The sequence below is a fragment of the Mucilaginibacter pankratovii genome (assembly GCF_014773265.1).
Lineage (GTDB): Bacteria > Bacteroidota > Bacteroidia > Sphingobacteriales > Sphingobacteriaceae > Mucilaginibacter > Mucilaginibacter pankratovii.
On the sequence record NZ_JACWMY010000007.1, the window covers coordinates 259,803 to 277,110 of the forward strand.

Genomic DNA, 17,308 nt, shown 5'->3' on the forward strand with positions numbered 1-17,308 from the left:
AAAAGTGTTAAACTTTTTTGTGCGGGCGATTCGCTGAGGGCTTTTTTCAAAAATATTTTTTTACTTTTAGGGCATCAATTTACCTATGTACTCAAAACGGTTTACCAACTGGTGTGTTTCGTGCGTTTTGTTCCTTGCGTTTATGGCAACTTCATGCCAGAAAGACCAGGGCGATAAAAGCGTGGAGCAAAAAAAAGCCGTAGCTGCTGCCGATAGCGCCCTTGCCGCCACCCCCGCTACCAATTTTTTAGCATCAAGCGGTACTTTAACTTTAAACGTTCAGGATTCTACCTACACTTTTAATGCCGCCGAAGACTCTGTAGCATTTGTAAATATCAGCGTTGGCGAAAACAGGTACTTTGGCATTACTGCAATAAATAAGGCACACACCATGAGCTTTGCTATCAGCAGTAAAGGCACTGCAGCTGCCGATGTTACCAAGGGAGTAGAAGGCAGCCAGTTGCTGTTGCGCCCGGATGCCTTGCACATAAAGCAATATAGCCTTACCCAATTTACCGAATCCGGTGATGCCGGGGTTTTAGACCTGCAACGCTACCGCCAGGATAGCGTGCTCGCCAAAGGCACCTTTTTTACCTTTTTGGCGCACGATGATAAAGCCGATTCGCCTTTTTATCGTGTTGAAGGCAGCTTTAATCTGAAGCTTAAACAATAATAAACTTCCAAAAATTTTTCGGACGAGCAATGTGAAAGCACTGTTGCGTCATATTGACACCTTATTGTAAAAAACAAGCTACACCGCTATTTAACACCACTCAAGGCTTTAAAAAGCGCCCTTTTTTGCGTACATTTGTAAAAACAAAGGAGATTAATGAAAGTATTTATTGGAGGCCTTCCATTAGAAGTAAATGAGGCCGAACTAAATGCGGTTTTTGGCGATTTTGGGCCGGTTAAGTCCCTCAGGATAGTTAAAGATCGTGAAACAAAAGAGAGCAGGGGTTTTGGGTTTGTTGAGATGGTGAACGAGGATGAAGCTAAAGAAGCTATAAGATGCATGAACGGGCAAAGCTATTACGGCAAACGCATTACAGTTAACATAGCCGAGGACAAAGGTCCGGGTTTTAACGGTGGCGGTGGCCGCGGCGGGTTTAGCCGTAATTAAGCACCCCTAAAATATTTTTCTTTTTAAAAGCCGGCATTGCCCGGCTTTTTTTGTGGAGTTGTGCGGAGAATACCGCTGCCAATATCCGCACCTTTGCGGATATAATTGTATCTGCGGAGAAGTGATAGCTACCCGCCAGATAATAAAGCCATTAACCGATACTTTAAAATAACGAACCTTCCTTATATTTATATCCTAAAGTTTAATGGTTGCGGCGTTCGCCCGTTAAAATATTATTGTTAATCTTGCGTACTCCAAATAATAACATAATTTGAGCCTTTTAGGAAATATAAATAAGCTTTGGATCAGGATAACGGGTTCAACGGCAGAATTTCCGCTGGAGGTGAGGATATTCCACTCGGTTTGCATTCTTACCCTTGCCGCGCTTGCCTATAACATTCCGTTTAACTTTTTAATCGGTCTGCCGGTTATCGCGCTGCTTAGTGCGGTTACACTATTTGTATTTTCGTTTTTGTACTACTGGTCGCGCTACCGGGGCCATACCGGGCTTGCTATAACAATATTTTGCCTTTTTGGGTATTTGTTATTCGCCGTCAACTTTATTTATAATTCGGGCACATATGGGCCAACGGACCTTTTTATGGGGCTTTGCGTGCTGCTGATGCTATGTATCGCCCCAAAAAGGCAGCACCGCCTTTGGGTAGCTGCAAATGTGATTATCGTTATTGGCTTGCATGCACTTGAGTATTATAGCCCGAAGCAAATTCCTTATACTTATTTAAGCCGCGAGAGTCGTTTTTTTGATATCACATCGGCTTATATAGTTGCTGTGATCATAGTGTATTACACCATTGGCTATCTGCGCCGTAATTACGACCATGAAAAGCGCTCGGCCGGCGAAAAAGCAAATTCTATCGAGCGAAAGAATCAGCAGATCATGCAGCAGAACCAGGAACTGGAGCGCATTAACCAGGAGCGTAATAAACTCATGTCTATCATAGCACATGATCTGCGCTCGCCCCTGAGCAATATCCAGAATTACCTTGAATTGGTTACCGAATACGAACTGGATACCGAAGAGCGCCGCATGGTAGAGGGAGACCTGCTAAAGGTTACCCGCCGCACCATTGACATGCTTGGTAAACTGCTGGTATGGAGCAAAGGCCAAATGGACGGCGTAAACGTAAAACTGGGCTATGTAACCCTGCGCAGCGCCCTTTTTAATACATTAGAACTGGAACGCTCTATTGCGCTAAAAAAGGGCATTACATTAACTACCGACCTGGATTGGGACATTAAAATAGTTGCTGATAATGATATGCTGCAGTTGGTGATACGCAATCTCATCAACAACGCCATAAAATTCACCAATATAGGCGGCGAAATTACCTTTAAAGCCAAACAAATTGGCGGTGAGTGCTGGCTCATTGTTCGCGATAACGGCATTGGGATCACGGAGGAAAAGCAAAGCGAACTTTTCTCATTGCGTGCCGGCGCAACCTTTGGCACCAATAACGAAAAAGGGGTAGGCCTTGGACTGCTGCTTTGCAAAGAGTTTACCGAGCTGCAAGGCGGTCGTATCTGGCTGGAAAGCAATCCGGGCGAGGGTACGGCCTTTTATGTTTCGATGCCGGCGGGCAATTAGCAATTAATAGCAAGGCGTTTAAAGGAAAAGAATAATACAGTATGCTTAAGCTTAAAATCACGATATTCGCATTGCTTATTTGTTTTACCACAGCATCAGTTGCACAGGTCACTAATCACATTGTTGAACCGACCGGGGTATATAAGGATATCAATGTAGCTGCTGACAATAACTTAGTGCAGGATTTAGCGAATGCGAAAAAAGATAAGCAGGCAAAACTGATCCAACAGATAATTGCCGAGCCCAATAAGCATAATCCGGTTGTTTTGTATGCTTTGTCAGCAGTGCTTTTTAAAGCCGATAGAAAGGATGAAGCCTCCTTTTGGTTTTATGTTGCACAATTGCGTACCCGATACGATTTTAACCGTTGTACTGACAAAACAACGGCAGGGCCGGTTGCTCAAGTAAACGCAACCTTTGGCCCCGATATAAATAACTACGCCTTTAAAAATCTTGACACATTAGAAAAAACCGTTGGCAAGGTAGTAGACTTTGTGCGAAGCAATAAAGAAGAGTACGACCAGCGCTGGCTTAATTTAACTGGCATGGGCGCATTTGACCAAGTTTCTGTTGGTAAGGAGGGGAAGCCTTTAAGTTTACCAGCAAATGAATGGGCAGCTATAAAAGCCAAAACTATAGATGACTATTACAACGACTTTAAAGAAGCTCTTGCCGGGATGCGTGCAAAAAGAAAATAATCATGCGGTTAGAAAAGCAGAATTAGCCAACCCATTTATTGCGAAACAATTACTTTAGAATTTCTTAAATTTGCCTGTTATGAAGCCAGGTGATAAGGTAATATGCATTAACGATAAAATAGATCCGGATAAGAACGAGGAAATACGGCGCGATTTTGAGATCTGGATAACCAAAGACAAAGAGTACACCGTACGCGAGATACTGGACAATAATGGCATAGTGCCCGGCATCCTGCTTGATGAGGTGCACAACTTCCCCAAGTTTTTTAAACTGATCAACCGTTTTCAGGAACCCGCGTTCGCCATATGGCGTTTCCGTAAACTTAATTACAATACCAAACCTGCCGAGGCTTTAAGCGAAACCGATGAGTTGGTGGAAGTAGACGCTGGCGAATTGGTTAAGGTTAAAGAAAAATAGCCCTGTCCAGTTAATTTCCCGTTCAAATACCGTTAAAACACGGTTGCCCGGCAGCAAGTGTTTCACAAGCTTTGTATCATCAATCTATACCATGCTTATGAAATCATTTATCTTGCTATTCCTGCTGTTTTTGGGCCTGTGTTTATTTGCAAACGCGTTGTTATCTTAACACGCAGATCCGGCATTGTTTTTAAGGCCTGCACCTTTTTTGCCCGCATATTTTATGCAGGAATGAAATCCCCCGCTTTTTTCCGGAAGAATTACGCTAACGTGATGCCATAGTGCATCACGAAAAAGGCATACTTAATTATATGAATTATATGCTTTTTGGCATACTTCATTGTAAATTATCGCCAGCTGTTTCGGTTTCAACCAGTTGCGTTAGAATGCTTTTTAGCATGGCCTCGCGTGCCCAGGTTTGCTCAATAGGGGCGGCATCTTCGCGATACCATTTTATCGGCGTGCTGATCTCGATACGGGTTTTGTAAACGTATTGCTTATTAGGGTGCAGCTTGTTGCCCTCGTAGCTGTTCAGGTTTTCGGTTTTTATTAACTTGGCGAATTGCTTTACAGGTACATCCAGTTGCAGGCACTCATCCAGGCTGTTCTTAAAATCGTGCTTATCTTCCAGCCAAAGGGTAAGGGTTTCATCGCCCAGATCATGGTCGGCAATGCTGATGCGGCTGTAATCATAATCTACCGATATGATCATCCACCAAAGTTCGTCTTTTAGTTTTTGGGTTAGTTTCATTGTTTTAATGGTGAGTTGTGAATAGTAATTGTTGTTTAAATAATGTCGCAAGAGCAGGGTTACCCTTTTGCCTCAAATAAAGGCAACCACCCGGGCAAATATTTTTGTATAGCAGCTATTTCCTGGTGGTACTTTTGGCACGTGTTGCGGTAAGCTTCAATGCGCTGTTGTAATTCGTTATCCTTAAGTTGGGTTTTACCGTTTTTGGCGGTGGTGCGCAAAGCGCTATGGGCTAAATACATATTGCAGGGCAAAAAAAGTGATTGATTTTTACATACTTTGATAGTTTATACCCGTTAACCAGCCCGGCATCGTTGTAAAGTTGTTTCTGTAGTTTCTTGATGCATGATATTGATATTTTAAAATTTATACGTACCTTTATAGAATAACGACCCGACAAATATAAAGAATAATCTTTATTAAATAAAGAAATAAATAAAAATATTTTTCTGCCATGGAAGACCAGTCAAAACCCAATAAGATAAAAACCATTCGCCCAGAAACGCTGGAGTTTATTATCCTCTATAACCAATTGCGGGGTAAAGCCTTTAATAATAATAGCGAACTGGCCGAAGCGCTTGGTTTTAACAATGCGAGCAGCATTACCGAGATCATCAAGAGCCGTCAAAATATAGATCCTGAAAAATTAAAGATATTTAAAGAAAAGTACAGAGAATTATTAGGAGGAAAAAAAACTACGGATAAAACTGTATACGCACGCACAGGTGAAGGAATCCCTATGTATGAAATTACGGCTACGGCATCCGGCGTTGAAGTTTACAATGATATAAATGATGCGCATCCGGTAGGCCGCATGAATTTTCCGGGGATAGAAGAATGTGATTTTGCCTTACCTGTTTGGGGGCATTCGATGTATCCATACCTGGAGAACGGCTGCTGGGTGGCATTAAAAATCATCAGCGATAAAAAAATATTACCCGGCGAGGTGTACTACATTGAATGGGGCGACTACCGCATGTACAAACGCCTGCTGGTAAGCGATAACCCCGAAGAAGTGATAGCACACTCGGATAACGTTACCGAACTGATCAACAATCGGCTTAAGTACGCGCCGTTCCCCATCCGGATAGATGAAATAAAAAAGCTATGCCTGGTAAAGGATATTCATAAAAAACATAATCATTAAGTAGATATGCAGATGAGAGGATTTCAGATGTGCAGATGAAAACTCCAAATTAATAGACTTTTAGATTTATTACTTCCAACTATTAACTTTCTATGAACATCCGCCGTGCCACCCTTGCCGATATACCTGCCATTATGTTAATTGTAAAGGAAGCGGTGCCGTTATGCAGGCAACGGGCAATTTTCAATGGAACGATACCTACCCAAACCCCGAAGCTTTTTCGCAGGATATAGCATTAAACCAGTTGTGGGTTGCAGAAATGAACAATGTGGTAGTTGGTGCATCCGCTATTACTACCGAACAATATCCCGAATATGCGCAGGCCGGGCTTGACATTAATGAGCCCGCTATTGTAACCCATCGCCTGGTGGTTAGCCCTAAACATCGCGGGCATGGCATTGCAGAAGCACTGCTATTGGAAGCTGAATACGAAGCAATCCGCCAAAATATCTCCCTGCTACGTATCGATACTAATAAAGAAAACGCTGCAGCCCAAAAACTTTTCATGAAGCTTGGGTATGTGTTCGCCGGCGAAATTGGTCTCGCGTTCAGACCCGGGATGCGATTTGTTTGCCTCGAAAAAAAGTTAAGCTAAACAGTCTGAAGTTATACTCCAATAAACCTGTAAACGTTATTGTAATTGCTTAATGCAAAATGAATATTGGCTTAATCATTACTTAAAACAGTAAGAAAAAATATTCTTATAAGTTGTGAATTAACTTTTGCTTAATTATTTTTGTTCTACAATTTCTCAATTATAAATTGAGTGTTAATTTTGGAGTACCAATTATACATCACCTGTAATGTTACCAAAGTTGTTGGTGTTTGAGTTTCAACACTTAAGTGTAGGCAGCGCTTTGCAAAATTTTGCTGTTTATTCGCTTATTGTTTTTATGCTGATGATTGTCCTGGTACAACTAAATGTTGATACGGAAACCGGTATGCGCAGGTTTATTATTACTCGTGCCTCATGGCTGGCCCATATGATGCAACCCGGATACCGCGCGCTTTGTTTTAAAGTGAAGCAGCTATTTATAAGTAGGCACTAACCTGTACTTAACATCGGCTAAAAACATTTATGTTATTGGCATGATATAAAATTAAGATCCTATCACCGAGATTTGAAGTATGGCGGGGGCGATCCTGCAGATACAATAAAAATTCACATTTACTATGGAATACAGACAATTAGGAGGCTCGGGATTACAAGTGCCCGTATTGAGCTTTGGTACCGCGACCTTTGGGGGCGCCGGCGAATTTTTTAAGGCCTGGGGCCAAACCCAATTAGACGACGCGAAAAAACTGGTGCACCTGTGTATGGACGCCGGCGTAAACTTTTTTGATACCGCTGATGTATACTCGGGCGGTGTGGCCGAAGAAATTTTAGGTAAAGCACTGCTGGGGATCCGTAACGAGGTGCTGGTATCTACCAAGGCAACCTTTAAAATGGGCGACGACCCAAATTATGGCTCCTCGCGTTTTCACCTCATCCGTTCGGTAGAAAATAGCCTTCGCCGTTTACAAACAGATCATATCGACATTTACCACATGCACGGTTTTGATGGCAATACGCCTGTTGAAGAAACCCTGCACGCGCTTGATGATCTGGTAAGCAGCGGTAAAATAAGATACATCGCCTGCTCCAATTTTTCAGGCTGGCACCTGATGAAATCACTTTCGGTGTCAGAACGTTATGGCTGGGCCAAATATATTGCCCACCAGGCTTATTATTCACTGTTAGACAGGGAATTTGAATGGGAATTGATGCCGCTTGGTATCGACCAAAAAGTAGGCACTATTGTATGGAGCCCTTTGGCATCCGGCCAGTTGGGTGGTAAATTCAGGCGCGGGCAGCCTATCCCTGCGGATAACCGCCGCAGCCAGGGTGGCAGCCACGGCCCCGAAACTGATTTTGAACGCCTGTATACTATAGTAGATGCATTGGATGAGGTTGCTGAGGAAGTAGGCAAATCGGTAGCACAGGTAGCTATTAACTGGCTGTTGCAACGCCCAACCGTAGCCAATATTATTATAGGTGCCCGCAACGAGGAGCAGCTAAAGCAGAACCTCGCCGCCGTAGGCTGGAACCTAACCACCGAACAAGTGAAAAAGCTTGATGCCGCCAGCGAGGTAGCGCCAATTTATCCGTACTGGCACCAAAGGCAGGATACGAAGTTAATTCCATTGCCGAAGTTTTATTAAGCAAAAATGGCCGCTCAATTGGGCGGCCATTTTGTTTGTGTGATAGCAAGGATTAAGCCTTCAGCATTTTCATTTTTTCAGGGTCCCAAAACATGGGGGCGTTTTTAAAATAGCTATCGTTACACAGCAGGGCAGGGGCGGCCGCACGATAACCAAAAATGGCATCCTCGGTAACCTTGCCGCCATTGCGAATAGCGATGATAAAGTTGTTCATGTGATCGTACGGGCCACCTAAATATCCCTTTTCGGCGTCGTAAGTGATCTGTTCGGGCGGTAGCATCATTTTACGGCCGCTGTTTGTTTGGCCCATAGCCTTCATTTTTTCGATGTAGAAGGGGTCGTTATTATCAATGGTTTTGTTGCGTTTTAGGGTGACGCTATCCCAGGTAATATCCATAGAGCCTTCGCTGCCTACCAGTTTAAGATAGGTTGTACCACTGGTGCCATCCACAAAGTTGCAGCGTAGCGACAGGTTGAACGCCGGGTGTGTAGCTGCCTTGGCATAATCAAAGGTGCCTAATAAAACATCGGGCACTTCGCGGCCATCGTTCCAGTAGCGCAAACCACCCGATGCATATATTTTATTCGGCCCCATCGAGCTGGTGATAAAATGCAGGCTGCTAAACAGGTGAACAAACAAGTCGCCCGCCATGCCGGTGCCGTAATCCGTATAGTTTCTCCAGCGGAAAAATCTTTTGGAATCGAACGGGCGTTTTGGCGCGTTGCTGATATAAGTTTCCCAATCTACTGTTTGAGTTGAAGCATCCTCGGGGATGGGGTATTGCCAAACCTCCACTGCGCCGCGGCGTGCCCAAAAACCTTCGGCATAATTCAGTTCGCCAATAGCGCCGCTTTTTAAAAGTTCCTTTGCTTTCTCGTTACCAAGCGAAGAAACGCCCTGGCTGCCCACCTGGAACACCTTGCCGGTTTCCTGCTGCGCTTTGATCACCGCCGGGCCTTCCATCACGGAGTGTACCATCGGCTTTTCGCAATAAACATGCTTACCGGCATGCATGGCGTCCACAGAGATCTGCTGGTGCCAATGATCGGGCGTGGCAATGATAACCGCGTCAACATCCTTGCGGTTCAATATCTCTTTGTAAACTTTAGTGGTGAAAATGTCGGCACCCCAGCGGGTTTTGGCCTCTTTCAGGCGGCCATCGTACAGGTCACACACGGCAACCAGTTTTACACCCGGTATTTGCAGGGCGGTTTGGGTATCAGAGGTACCCATGCCACCGGCGCCTATCAGGGCAATGTTCACCTGGTCGTTAGCGCCAATGCTGTTGTATTGCTGTTTAAGGTAATGAAAGCTGCCAATATTATCGGCTGCCATTAAATTACTGCCAACGGTAGCCGCAGCTGCGGTAGTGGCCAGTTTTTTAAGAAATCCTCTGCGCGATGCTTCGTTATTTTCCTTCATTTTTTGAAACGATAAGTATGGTTTTGTGGTTTGAGATACGGAATGTGAAAGGTATAAAATTTATTTAATTAGTTCATAGCCGTTGCTAGGGGAGTTATTTTAATGATTGTTAATTTAGCCTTTTTTGGCTAATATTAGCAAAATTAGCCTTTTGGGGCTAATAAGTTAATAATTAGCCTTTTTTGGCTAATTTGTTTGATGTTAGCCTATTTATGCTAATATTTGCTTTGCCAAGTGCTTATGACGTTATTATGAGAGCAATACTTACAGCCGATATTGTTAATTCATCATTTTTAACAACGGCATTCGATAAGCTAATAGATGATTTGAAACAGTTTTTCGATGACGAAAAAACCGACTTTTACAATGGAGATAGCTTCCGGGTGCTTATTATCAAGCCGGAAACAGCATTATTGAAATGTATAAAAAGCAGGCTTCTGGCTATAACATATGCAGAAAAGCATACCATAGATATACGGGTAAGCATAAATATAGGGCATTTGAGATCTGACGATATCGATCTGCGATCGAGCATGGATGAGCTTTTGGTGGCTTCGGGGCGAAGCTTTGCCAAATTGCAGGGTACACCACGGCGACTATATATCAATAGCGGCAATGCAGAAAAAGACTTTACTTACGAAATAATAGCCGAATATACAGATAGCCTGGTGGCGCAGATAACCGCAAAACAGGCAAAAGTTATCTATCAATTGCTTTCGGGTAAATCGCAGGTAGAAACCGCAGCTTTTTTAGGCTTATCAACCGCCACGGTAAGTAAGCAGGTAAAGGCGGGCCGTTACGAAGAGATCAGGAGCGTGCTTAATAAATTCGAAACATTAACAAACCAACTGCAAAATGGAAATTAGTATCATATGGCTCGTTAAGTTGTTGCTGGCGCATTTGGTAAGCGATTTTTGGTGGCAACCATCAAAATGGGTGGAGGACAGGCAACAACGGAAAATAAGATCTAAGTACCTTTATCTGCATATCCTGGTTACCGGCGCAACGGCTATTTTATTTGTTGGGTTTAATTATTGGAAGGTAGTTTTGTTTATCACCGTCCTGCACGGCGTAATAGATCTTGCTAAATCGTACACCAGGGCGAATTTCACCTATTTTATAATAGACCAATTACTGCATTTATTGGTGATCCTAATAAGCTGGATGATGGTTTTTGACCAGCATAAACTTGATATGCAAACCTTAACCGGCTTTTACGAAAACAGCAAGTTTTGGGTAGTTGCTACCGTTGCATTTTTCTTAACTCTTCCTACATCTATCATCATAGCTTACGCCACCAAACATTGGGCTGTGCAGCCCGGATTGAAAAATGCCGGGAAATATATCGGGATAATTGAGCGGCTCATCATCTGCGTATTGGTGTACCAGGGACAGTACGAGGCAATAGGCTTACTAATTACCGGGAAAAGCATTTTAAGGTATAACAGCGCTAACGAAGAAGCCAAAACCGAATACCTGCTGATAGGTACCCTCTTAAGTATTTTTATAGCATTTGCAGCAGGTTTTGCATTAAAGCTCGTTTTGAAGTAGCTCTTAGTTCATGGTAATGTAAGTTTATGGTACGATTGATATGCGGCGATCACTTATACCATCAACCAGGAGCTCCTCCCATGAACTATCATCTATGAACCATGAACCCAAACACCTATCTTTGCCCGCACAACGTATATGAGCAAAATTGTAACACCGTACCAGGATCAACAGGGCACCAAAAAAGAACAGGTGGCCGATATGTTCAACAATATCTCCAAAACCTACGATTTTTTAAATCACTTTATGTCGCTGGGGATAGATATCATCTGGCGCAAAAAAGCCATCAACGAACTCCAGGTCGATAAGCCCCAGCTGATATTGGATGTGGCCACCGGCACCGGCGATTTCGCTTTCGAGGCGCTATCTATTTTAAAACCGAAAAAAATTATCGGGGTTGATATTTCGCAGGGGATGCTGGATATCGCGAAGCAAAAAATAGCTAAACGGGGCCTTTCTGATAAATTCGAGGTAAAGCTGGGCGACTCGGAAAAACTACCGTTCGGGGCAAATGAGTTTGATGCTGTTACCGTGGCTTACGGCGTACGTAATTTTGAAAACCTTGCCGATGGATTGGCCGATATATTCCGGGTATTAAAACCGGGTGGCAAAGCGGTGGTATTAGAGTTTTCTAAACCCAAAGCATTCCCCATAAAACAACTATACGCGTTTTACTTTAACTACGTTACGCCTGGTATTGGTAAGCTGTTCAGTAAAGATGCCCGCGCTTATACCTACCTGCCCGAGTCGGTTGCCGCCTTCCCGGATGGCGAAGCATTTACCGGTATGATGGCAAAGGCTGGTTTTAAAAATACCAAAAGCCGGCCTTTGGCGTTTGGTATCTGTTCAATTTATACCGGCATTAAATGATAAAACGTTACCTGGCCATCTTACTGGTACTATTGTGCTGCAGCACTTTACTGCGCGCACAGCAGTTTTCGCCAGCATGGGGTGGGGGTGCTGACCAAACCGACCTCAGCTTCGGTTTTAGTTTTTCGTACGTATCCAGCGATTTTAAAATAGTAAAACAACCCAACTGGCGCGCGCCTTATTTTGATGCTGACTCCCGCACTTACGTAACCGATTCACTTAACAGTATCGGTTCAAAAAATACGCCTGGTTTTGCTGTGGGTTTCATAACCCGCTACCGCTTAACCGACCACCTTGAGGTACGCACTACGCCCTCGTTGGTGTTTTCTGATAAAAAACTGCGCTATACCTACGCCAACACTGCCGAACCTATTGATAAACAGGTGCAAACAACGACGGTAGATTTCCCTTTGTCGCTTAAGTTAAAAAGCGACAGGGTCGGTAATTTGCGTGCCTACTTGCTTGGCGGCGTTAAATTTTCTACTGCCATAGGCGGAAAAAAAGATGGAGACAACACCGCCCCTTTAGAGCGACTACTTAAGAATAGCAAAAGCTATTCCTCCTATGAAGCCGGTTTCGGTTTCGATATCTACTTCGAGTATTTCAAGCTCTCGCCCGAAATAAAGGTGACCAACACTTTCGGCAACCTGCTCATCCAAGAGAATCACCCCTTCTCTGCACCCATCAGTAAGTTATCGCTGCATACCATTATGTTTAGTCTGTATTTCGAATAGAATCGTCTGAACCGGTATTTTTAATTTGATGATTTGTTTTTTAAATGTGTTCAAGAGGGCTTCGCCGGGTAAGCAGATTTATGCGATGTTTTGAATTTTGATTTGCGGCTTGATTATTAGTTAATTATCCTGCTGGCAAACCCAAAACATTACAACCTTTCAACATTAAAACCTTTCAACCTCAATATTATCCCAACATAAAAACATAATTTCGCTGCCGATAGTTACACTACCTATGGCTAAGATCGCATTAATAACAGGTGCTACCGCGGGGATAGGCGAGGCCTGTGCCCACACATTTGCCCGCGAGGGTTACAATTTGATACTTACCGGCCGCCGGATGCAGCGTTTAGAACGACTCGCTGAGGTGCTGAATGATAAATACAACATAGAGGTTGCCATCTCCTGTTTCGATGTACGCAGTAAGGCGCAGGTAATTGAAAACTTGCAGGGCCTGCCCGAAGAGTGGAAACACGTGGATGTATTAGTAAATAACGCCGGGCTAAGCCAAGGGTTGGATCCTATTGATAAAGGCAGCTACGATGATTGGGAAACCATGATTGATACCAATATTAAAGGCCTGCTTTACGTAAGCCGCGTGGTAAGCAACTGGATGATCGATAACGGTTTCGGGCATATTATCAACCTGGGGTCGATAGCCGGGAAAGAGGTTTACCCTAACGGGAACGTATATTGTGCTACCAAACACGCTGTGGATGCATTAAATAAAGGTATGCGGCTTGATCTGCTCAGCCACGGCATAAAAGTTACCGCTGTACATCCCGGCGCGGTAGAAACTGAATTTAGCGAGGTGCGCTTTAAAGGCGATAAAGAACGAGCTAAAAAAGTGTACGATGGCTTTGAGCCGCTGGTAGCCCAGGATGTTGCCGAAACCATTTGGTTTGTAGCATCGCGCCCGGCACATGTAAACATCAACGACATAGTAATTATGCCAACCGCACAGGCAGCAGCAACAAATATATTCAGAAAGTAGGGTAGATGTGCAGATTTCAGATTTCAAATGTGCAGATGAAAAAAAATAATTCCGAAATCGAACATCCGAAATCCGAAATAAAAATCCACTCATTCACAAAATCACTCATTCACAATTAACATATGTCACTCATTACACAAATAGACCAGGATATCAAACAAGCGATGCTATCCAAACAACCCGACCGTTTGCGCGGGCTGCGTGCCATAAAATCGGCTTTGCTGCTGGCTAAAACAGAAAAAGGCGCCGCCGAGGAATTAACTAAGGAAGCAGAGATTAAAGTGCTTCAAAAGCTTATTAAGCAGCGTAAAGAATCGGCAGACATCTATAAAGCGCAAAACCGGGAAGATCTATACGAGGTGGAAATGGCCGAGATGTATGTTATTGAACCCTATTTGCCACAGCAAATGACCCGTTTTGAAATTGAAGGTTACATACAGGAGGTAATTGGCCGCCTGGGCGTAACATCGGTAAAAGACATGGGCAGGGTAATGGGCGTTGCCAATAAAGAACTTGCCGGCCAGGCCGATGGCAAAACAGTATCAGAAGTGGTTAAACAACTGTTAGGATAATTTAATTGTTAAAATTGTTGTAGGTATACCCTAATAAACTAAATTTACCGTAGTAACTACAACTTTTCAGACTAAAACGTAAAACGGTCTGCACCAGTTTAAAGCTGCATTTGAACAAGGAACTATGAATTTTGTACTGAAAGAAGAGAAGGGTTTTACATACGTAGAAGAAGGCCAGGGCGAACCACTACTGCTTTTGCACGGCCTGATGGGCGCGCTGAGCAACTGGGAGAAAGTGATAGAGGAATTTAGTCCGCATTACCGGGTTATCATCCCTATTTTGCCTATTTACGATATGCCCATATTAACCACCGGCGTACGCGCGCTTTCTAAATTTGTACATAAATTCATCAAGTTTAAAAAACTGACGAAGATTACCATGCTGGGTAATTCGCTTGGTGGGCATGTTGGGTTAATATATGTATTGTCACATCCGGGGTATGTAAAAGCGTTGGTATTAACCGGTAGCTCTGGCTTGTACGAGAATGCTTTTGGTGGTTCGTTCCCGCGCCGCGAGAATTACGAGTTTGTGAAAGGAAAAGTAGAATATACCTTTTACGACCCTGCCGTGGCATCAAAGGAAATGGTTGACGAGGTGTACGCCAATATTAACGACCGCGCCAAGGTGATACGCATATTGGCCATGGCAAAATCAGCTATTCGTCACAATATGAAGGGCGACCTGCGCAAGATAACGATGCCCGTTGCGTTAATATGGGGCAGGGACGATAAAATTACCCCGCCGGAGGTAGCTGTTGAATTTAATCAGTTGTTGCCAAATTCGTACCTGTACTGGATAGATAAATGCGGGCACGCCCCAATGATGGAGCACCCGGAGGAGTTTAACAAGTACCTAAATGTGTTTTTAGATAAATTAAAACAATAAAAATATGCTTGCAGTTGAGCTGATCTCGGATGCCGTCCCCCCGGTGCACACTTCTGATTCGATACAGAAAGTGTTCGATCGTATGGCGGAGTTCCGGGTACGCCACCTGCCTATAGTGAACGAAGAACAATTTTTGGGCCTGCTGTGCGAAGATGACCTAATAGAAGAACCCGACTATAACACCCAGATAGGGGCGCTCGCGCTGTCGCTTGTGAACCCTTATGTGTTGGAGGAGCAGCATATTTATGATGTGATCCGCCTGTTTTACGAGCAAAATCTAAGTGTGGTGCCCGTGCTCGATATCAAAAAGGATTACCAGGGGCTTATCTCTATTAATACCATGAACGAGTACTTTGCCAAGCTTACTTCGGTAAGCGAACCGGGAGGCATCATCGTATTGGAGATCAGCAATAAGAATAATTCGCTGGCCCATATGTCGCAGATTGTAGAGTCGGACAATGCGCAGATTTTAAGTTCTTACACCCGTACCTTCCCCGAAAGCACCCGTATGGAGGTAACGCTGAAGGTGAATAAGCAGGATATTTCCAACATTATAGCCACCTTTCTGCGGTACGAATACGATGTAAAAGCTACCTTCAACTTCACCGATCATAACGACAATGCTAAAGACAGGTTCGATTCGTTTATGAATTATTTGAATTTGTAGTAGCCACGCTGGTAAAGGCAACTAATTGACTCATAAGGTTATGCAGGTGTCTAGTTTTTAAAAGATAGACACCCTGAACGCACCTGGACACCATTGGACACACACTTGAACACCCCGCGAAGGGGCATTTGCGCCAAGTTTGATTTTGCACTAAAAAAAAAGCTTTTTTTTGCGCTTTTCACGCTTTTTTAAGATAAACCTGCTGCTTTTTACAAAATGCATCATTATGCATCTCAGGGATCTATTCGTACTTTACCAATAAGTGTCTGTTGAAAACCCCTTGTCTAAAAAACTCAAACTTTTCTCCGCTACCCAACCTATTTTTATAGCTTTGCAGCCCCTACTACGCTAACCACGCCCATGAAAAATCTTTTTTTCCTGTTTCTGATCTCTGTTTTGGCCATATCGTGTACCAAAAATGCTGATAAGCCCGAAACCAAACTCCTCAATAAATACGCTGCCGAATACGTGCGGCTTGGGCTAACTATTGGCGAGTACGATAAAGATTTTGTAGATGCTTATTATGGCCCCGACTCGTTAAAACCAAAAGCGGTTGAAGGCGAGGAGTTCCCGCGCGACAGTCTGCTGGCATCGGTAAACAGCCTGATGAATGATGTTAAGCTGTTGGCTACCTCTGCCGAAGTGGATTCCAATAAAATGCGCGCCAACTGGCTTTACGATCAGTTAGCTTCTTTCAGCGGGCGTATCAAGATCTTCTCGGGCGAGTACAGTACGTTCGACCAGGAATCGAAGCAACTGTTCGGAGTAACCGCGCCTGTAAACACCGAGGACTATTTTAAAGCCCAATTAGTGTTATTAGATAGTTTGCTGCCGGGTAAAGGCAACGTAAACGACCGCTTTCAGAAACTGGCCAATAAATTCATCATCCCTAAAGATAAGCTTGACCCGGTGATCAAAGCCGCCATAGCCGAATCGCGCAAGCGTACACTGGCACACTATAAATTGCCTGCAGGAGAATCTTTTACGCTGGAATTTGTTACCGATAAGCCTTGGAACGGCTATAATTGGTATAAGGGCAATTACCAAAGCGTAGTACAAATAAATACCGATATTAAGATATTTATTGATCGCGCGATTGATGTGGGCAGCCACGAAAGTTACCCCGGCCACCATGTATACAATACGCTGCTGGAGAAAAATCTTTATCATGATAGGGGATATGTAGAGCTTTCGATGTACCCCTTGTTTAGTCCGCAATCGCTTATTGCCGAGGGCAGCGGTAATTATGGTATAGAAATGGCTTTTCCTGGCAATGAAAAGATAAAGTTTGCTAAGAACGTATTGCTGCCGCTTGCCGGTTTAGATACTGCAGGGGCTGATGCTTATTTTAGAGCTCTCACTATTAAAGGTAACCTTAACTATGCACGTAACGAGGCCGCGCGCGGGTTGATAGACGATAACTGGAGCCAGAGCAAAGCCCGCACCTACCTTAAAAAGTATTGCCTGATGAACGATGAAACCGCAGAAAAATCGGTAAGCTTTATAAAAAAATACCGGGCGTACGTGATCAACTATAATTATGGGCTCGACCTGGTGAAGCATCACATCGAAAAAAATGGCGGAACCGCTAAAGACCCTGCCAAACGCTGGGAGTTGTTTGGTACCCTTTTGAGTAACGAGGTTACGATGGACGAGCTGGCCAAATAGG

20 protein-coding genes are annotated in these 17,308 nt (G+C 43.8%); 17 read left to right on the forward strand and 3 right to left on the reverse strand.

Annotation, left to right across the window (positions count from 1 at the left end; translation table 11 throughout):
- Positions 1 to 142: 142 nt before the first annotated feature.
- The 5 genes from IDJ77_RS15310 to IDJ77_RS15330 all read left to right on the forward strand — a co-directional run bounded on the left by IDJ77_RS15310 (position 143) and on the right by IDJ77_RS15330 (position 3,842).
- Positions 143 to 673 carry a hypothetical protein gene (locus IDJ77_RS15310; RefSeq protein ID WP_191189840.1) on the forward strand — a complete coding sequence of 177 codons (531 nt, stop codon included), beginning with the start codon at positions 143 to 145 and terminating at the stop codon, positions 671 to 673.
- A 156-nt stretch (positions 674 to 829) separates the two neighbouring features.
- Positions 830 to 1,120, forward strand: a complete 291-nt coding sequence (locus IDJ77_RS15315) for an RNA recognition motif domain-containing protein (RefSeq protein WP_128534602.1) — start codon at positions 830 to 832, stop codon at positions 1,118 to 1,120.
- Between the two features lie 271 nt (positions 1,121 to 1,391).
- Entirely contained in the window at positions 1,392 to 2,726 is a 1,335-nt protein-coding gene (locus IDJ77_RS15320; protein ID WP_191189841.1) for a sensor histidine kinase, read from the forward strand.
- A gap of 41 nt (positions 2,727 to 2,767) precedes the next feature.
- Complete coding sequence (locus IDJ77_RS15325) at positions 2,768 to 3,424, forward strand: hypothetical protein (RefSeq protein WP_191189842.1); 657 nt, start codon at positions 2,768 to 2,770, stop codon at positions 3,422 to 3,424.
- A gap of 79 nt (positions 3,425 to 3,503) precedes the next feature.
- Positions 3,504 to 3,842 (forward strand): hypothetical protein, encoded by a 339-nt coding sequence (locus IDJ77_RS15330; protein ID WP_191189843.1) that lies wholly within the window; start codon positions 3,504 to 3,506, stop codon positions 3,840 to 3,842.
- 337 nt (positions 3,843 to 4,179) lie between these two features.
- On the opposite strand, the gene IDJ77_RS15335 is transcribed toward IDJ77_RS15330, so the two are convergent.
- A complete protein-coding gene (locus IDJ77_RS15335) occupies positions 4,180 to 4,593 on the reverse strand; it encodes a hypothetical protein (protein ID WP_191189844.1) in 414 nt (137 codons plus the stop codon).
- A 59-nt stretch (positions 4,594 to 4,652) separates the two neighbouring features.
- Positions 4,653 to 4,835, reverse strand: a complete 183-nt coding sequence (locus IDJ77_RS15340) for a hypothetical protein (protein WP_191189845.1) — start codon at positions 4,833 to 4,835, stop codon at positions 4,653 to 4,655.
- Between the two features lie 212 nt (positions 4,836 to 5,047).
- On the opposite strand from IDJ77_RS15340, the gene IDJ77_RS15345 reads away from it, so the two are divergent.
- The 3 genes from IDJ77_RS15345 (at position 5,048) to IDJ77_RS15355 (ending at position 7,942) form a co-directional block, all read left to right on the forward strand.
- A complete protein-coding gene (locus tag IDJ77_RS15345) occupies positions 5,048 to 5,740 on the forward strand; it encodes a S24 family peptidase (RefSeq protein WP_191189846.1) in 693 nt (230 codons plus the stop codon).
- A 163-nt stretch (positions 5,741 to 5,903) separates the two neighbouring features.
- Positions 5,904 to 6,335, forward strand: coding sequence for a GNAT family N-acetyltransferase (locus IDJ77_RS15350; RefSeq protein ID WP_224751114.1), 432 nt, complete (start codon positions 5,904 to 5,906; stop codon positions 6,333 to 6,335).
- 578 nt (positions 6,336 to 6,913) lie between these two features.
- Complete coding sequence (locus IDJ77_RS15355; protein WP_191189847.1) at positions 6,914 to 7,942, forward strand: aldo/keto reductase; 1,029 nt, start codon at positions 6,914 to 6,916, stop codon at positions 7,940 to 7,942.
- Positions 7,943 to 7,994: 52 nt separating this feature from the next.
- Here the strand turns inward: IDJ77_RS15355 and IDJ77_RS15360 are convergent, their stop codons facing one another.
- Positions 7,995 to 9,365: a Gfo/Idh/MocA family protein gene (locus IDJ77_RS15360; protein WP_191189848.1), complete on the reverse strand. Its 1,371-nt coding sequence runs from the start codon at positions 9,363 to 9,365 to the stop codon at positions 7,995 to 7,997.
- A gap of 251 nt (positions 9,366 to 9,616) precedes the next feature.
- On the opposite strand from IDJ77_RS15360, the gene IDJ77_RS15365 reads away from it, so the two are divergent.
- The 9 genes from IDJ77_RS15365 to IDJ77_RS15405 all read left to right on the forward strand — a co-directional run bounded on the left by IDJ77_RS15365 (position 9,617) and on the right by IDJ77_RS15405 (position 17,307).
- Positions 9,617 to 10,231 carry a hypothetical protein gene (locus IDJ77_RS15365; RefSeq protein WP_191189849.1) on the forward strand — a complete coding sequence of 205 codons (615 nt, stop codon included), beginning with the start codon at positions 9,617 to 9,619 and terminating at the stop codon, positions 10,229 to 10,231.
- The gene (locus IDJ77_RS15370; RefSeq protein WP_191189850.1) at positions 10,221 to 10,916 is read left to right on the forward strand and encodes a DUF3307 domain-containing protein; all 696 of its coding nucleotides are present in this window, start codon (positions 10,221 to 10,223) and stop codon (positions 10,914 to 10,916) included. Before IDJ77_RS15365 ends, IDJ77_RS15370 begins: the two co-directional genes overlap by 11 nt.
- 138 nt (positions 10,917 to 11,054) lie before the next feature.
- Positions 11,055 to 11,786 (forward strand): bifunctional demethylmenaquinone methyltransferase/2-methoxy-6-polyprenyl-1,4-benzoquinol methylase UbiE, encoded by a 732-nt coding sequence (gene ubiE / locus IDJ77_RS15375; RefSeq protein ID WP_191189851.1) that lies wholly within the window; start codon positions 11,055 to 11,057, stop codon positions 11,784 to 11,786.
- Complete coding sequence (porT, locus tag IDJ77_RS15380; protein WP_191189852.1) at positions 11,783 to 12,520, forward strand: type IX secretion/gliding motility protein PorT/SprT; 738 nt, start codon at positions 11,783 to 11,785, stop codon at positions 12,518 to 12,520. The genes ubiE and porT overlap by 4 nt, the downstream gene beginning before the upstream one ends.
- Positions 12,521 to 12,755: 235 nt before the next feature.
- A complete protein-coding gene (locus tag IDJ77_RS15385) occupies positions 12,756 to 13,514 on the forward strand; it encodes an SDR family NAD(P)-dependent oxidoreductase (protein WP_191189853.1) in 759 nt (252 codons plus the stop codon).
- 122 nt (positions 13,515 to 13,636) lie between these two features.
- Positions 13,637 to 14,086 carry a GatB/YqeY domain-containing protein gene (locus IDJ77_RS15390; RefSeq protein ID WP_191189854.1) on the forward strand — a complete coding sequence of 150 codons (450 nt, stop codon included), beginning with the start codon at positions 13,637 to 13,639 and terminating at the stop codon, positions 14,084 to 14,086.
- Between the two features lie 124 nt (positions 14,087 to 14,210).
- Entirely contained in the window at positions 14,211 to 14,972 is a 762-nt protein-coding gene (locus IDJ77_RS15395; protein ID WP_191189855.1) for an alpha/beta fold hydrolase, read from the forward strand.
- A gap of 4 nt (positions 14,973 to 14,976) precedes the next feature.
- Positions 14,977 to 15,639 carry a CBS domain-containing protein gene (locus tag IDJ77_RS15400; protein WP_191189856.1) on the forward strand — a complete coding sequence of 221 codons (663 nt, stop codon included), beginning with the start codon at positions 14,977 to 14,979 and terminating at the stop codon, positions 15,637 to 15,639.
- Between the two features lie 360 nt (positions 15,640 to 15,999).
- Positions 16,000 to 17,307 (forward strand): hypothetical protein, encoded by a 1,308-nt coding sequence (locus IDJ77_RS15405; RefSeq protein WP_191189857.1) that lies wholly within the window; start codon positions 16,000 to 16,002, stop codon positions 17,305 to 17,307.
- Position 17,308: the final 1 nt, after the last annotated feature.

What these genes read in the sequence shown, in the direction of transcription:
- porT (WP_191189852.1), top strand. Translation starts at nt 11,783, where the DNA reads ATGATAAAACGTTACCTGGCCATCTTACTGGTACTATTGTGCTGCAGC.
- IDJ77_RS15390 (WP_191189854.1), top strand. Translation starts at nt 13,637, where the DNA reads ATGTCACTCATTACACAAATAGACCAGGATATCAAACAAGCGATGCTA.
- IDJ77_RS15315 (WP_128534602.1), top strand. Translation starts at nt 830, where the DNA reads ATGAAAGTATTTATTGGAGGCCTTCCATTAGAAGTAAATGAGGCCGAA.
- IDJ77_RS15385 (WP_191189853.1), top strand. Translation starts at nt 12,756, where the DNA reads ATGGCTAAGATCGCATTAATAACAGGTGCTACCGCGGGGATAGGCGAG.
- IDJ77_RS15350 (WP_224751114.1), top strand. Translation starts at nt 5,904, where the DNA reads ATGCAGGCAACGGGCAATTTTCAATGGAACGATACCTACCCAAACCCC.
- IDJ77_RS15365 (WP_191189849.1), top strand. Translation starts at nt 9,617, where the DNA reads ATGAGAGCAATACTTACAGCCGATATTGTTAATTCATCATTTTTAACA.
- IDJ77_RS15355 (WP_191189847.1), top strand. Translation starts at nt 6,914, where the DNA reads ATGGAATACAGACAATTAGGAGGCTCGGGATTACAAGTGCCCGTATTG.
- IDJ77_RS15345 (WP_191189846.1), top strand. Translation starts at nt 5,048, where the DNA reads ATGGAAGACCAGTCAAAACCCAATAAGATAAAAACCATTCGCCCAGAA.
- IDJ77_RS15330 (WP_191189843.1), top strand. Translation starts at nt 3,504, where the DNA reads ATGAAGCCAGGTGATAAGGTAATATGCATTAACGATAAAATAGATCCG.
- IDJ77_RS15310 (WP_191189840.1), top strand. Translation starts at nt 143, where the DNA reads ATGGCAACTTCATGCCAGAAAGACCAGGGCGATAAAAGCGTGGAGCAA.
- IDJ77_RS15400 (WP_191189856.1), top strand. Translation starts at nt 14,977, where the DNA reads ATGCTTGCAGTTGAGCTGATCTCGGATGCCGTCCCCCCGGTGCACACT.
- IDJ77_RS15360 (WP_191189848.1), bottom strand. Translation starts at nt 9,365, where the DNA reads ATGAAGGAAAATAACGAAGCATCGCGCAGAGGATTTCTTAAAAAACTG.
- IDJ77_RS15335 (WP_191189844.1), bottom strand. Translation starts at nt 4,593, where the DNA reads ATGAAACTAACCCAAAAACTAAAAGACGAACTTTGGTGGATGATCATA.
- ubiE (WP_191189851.1), top strand. Translation starts at nt 11,055, where the DNA reads ATGAGCAAAATTGTAACACCGTACCAGGATCAACAGGGCACCAAAAAA.
- IDJ77_RS15340 (WP_191189845.1), bottom strand. Translation starts at nt 4,835, where the DNA reads ATGTATTTAGCCCATAGCGCTTTGCGCACCACCGCCAAAAACGGTAAA.
- IDJ77_RS15325 (WP_191189842.1), top strand. Translation starts at nt 2,768, where the DNA reads ATGCTTAAGCTTAAAATCACGATATTCGCATTGCTTATTTGTTTTACC.
- IDJ77_RS15395 (WP_191189855.1), top strand. Translation starts at nt 14,211, where the DNA reads ATGAATTTTGTACTGAAAGAAGAGAAGGGTTTTACATACGTAGAAGAA.
- IDJ77_RS15370 (WP_191189850.1), top strand. Translation starts at nt 10,221, where the DNA reads ATGGAAATTAGTATCATATGGCTCGTTAAGTTGTTGCTGGCGCATTTG.
- IDJ77_RS15405 (WP_191189857.1), top strand. Translation starts at nt 16,000, where the DNA reads ATGAAAAATCTTTTTTTCCTGTTTCTGATCTCTGTTTTGGCCATATCG.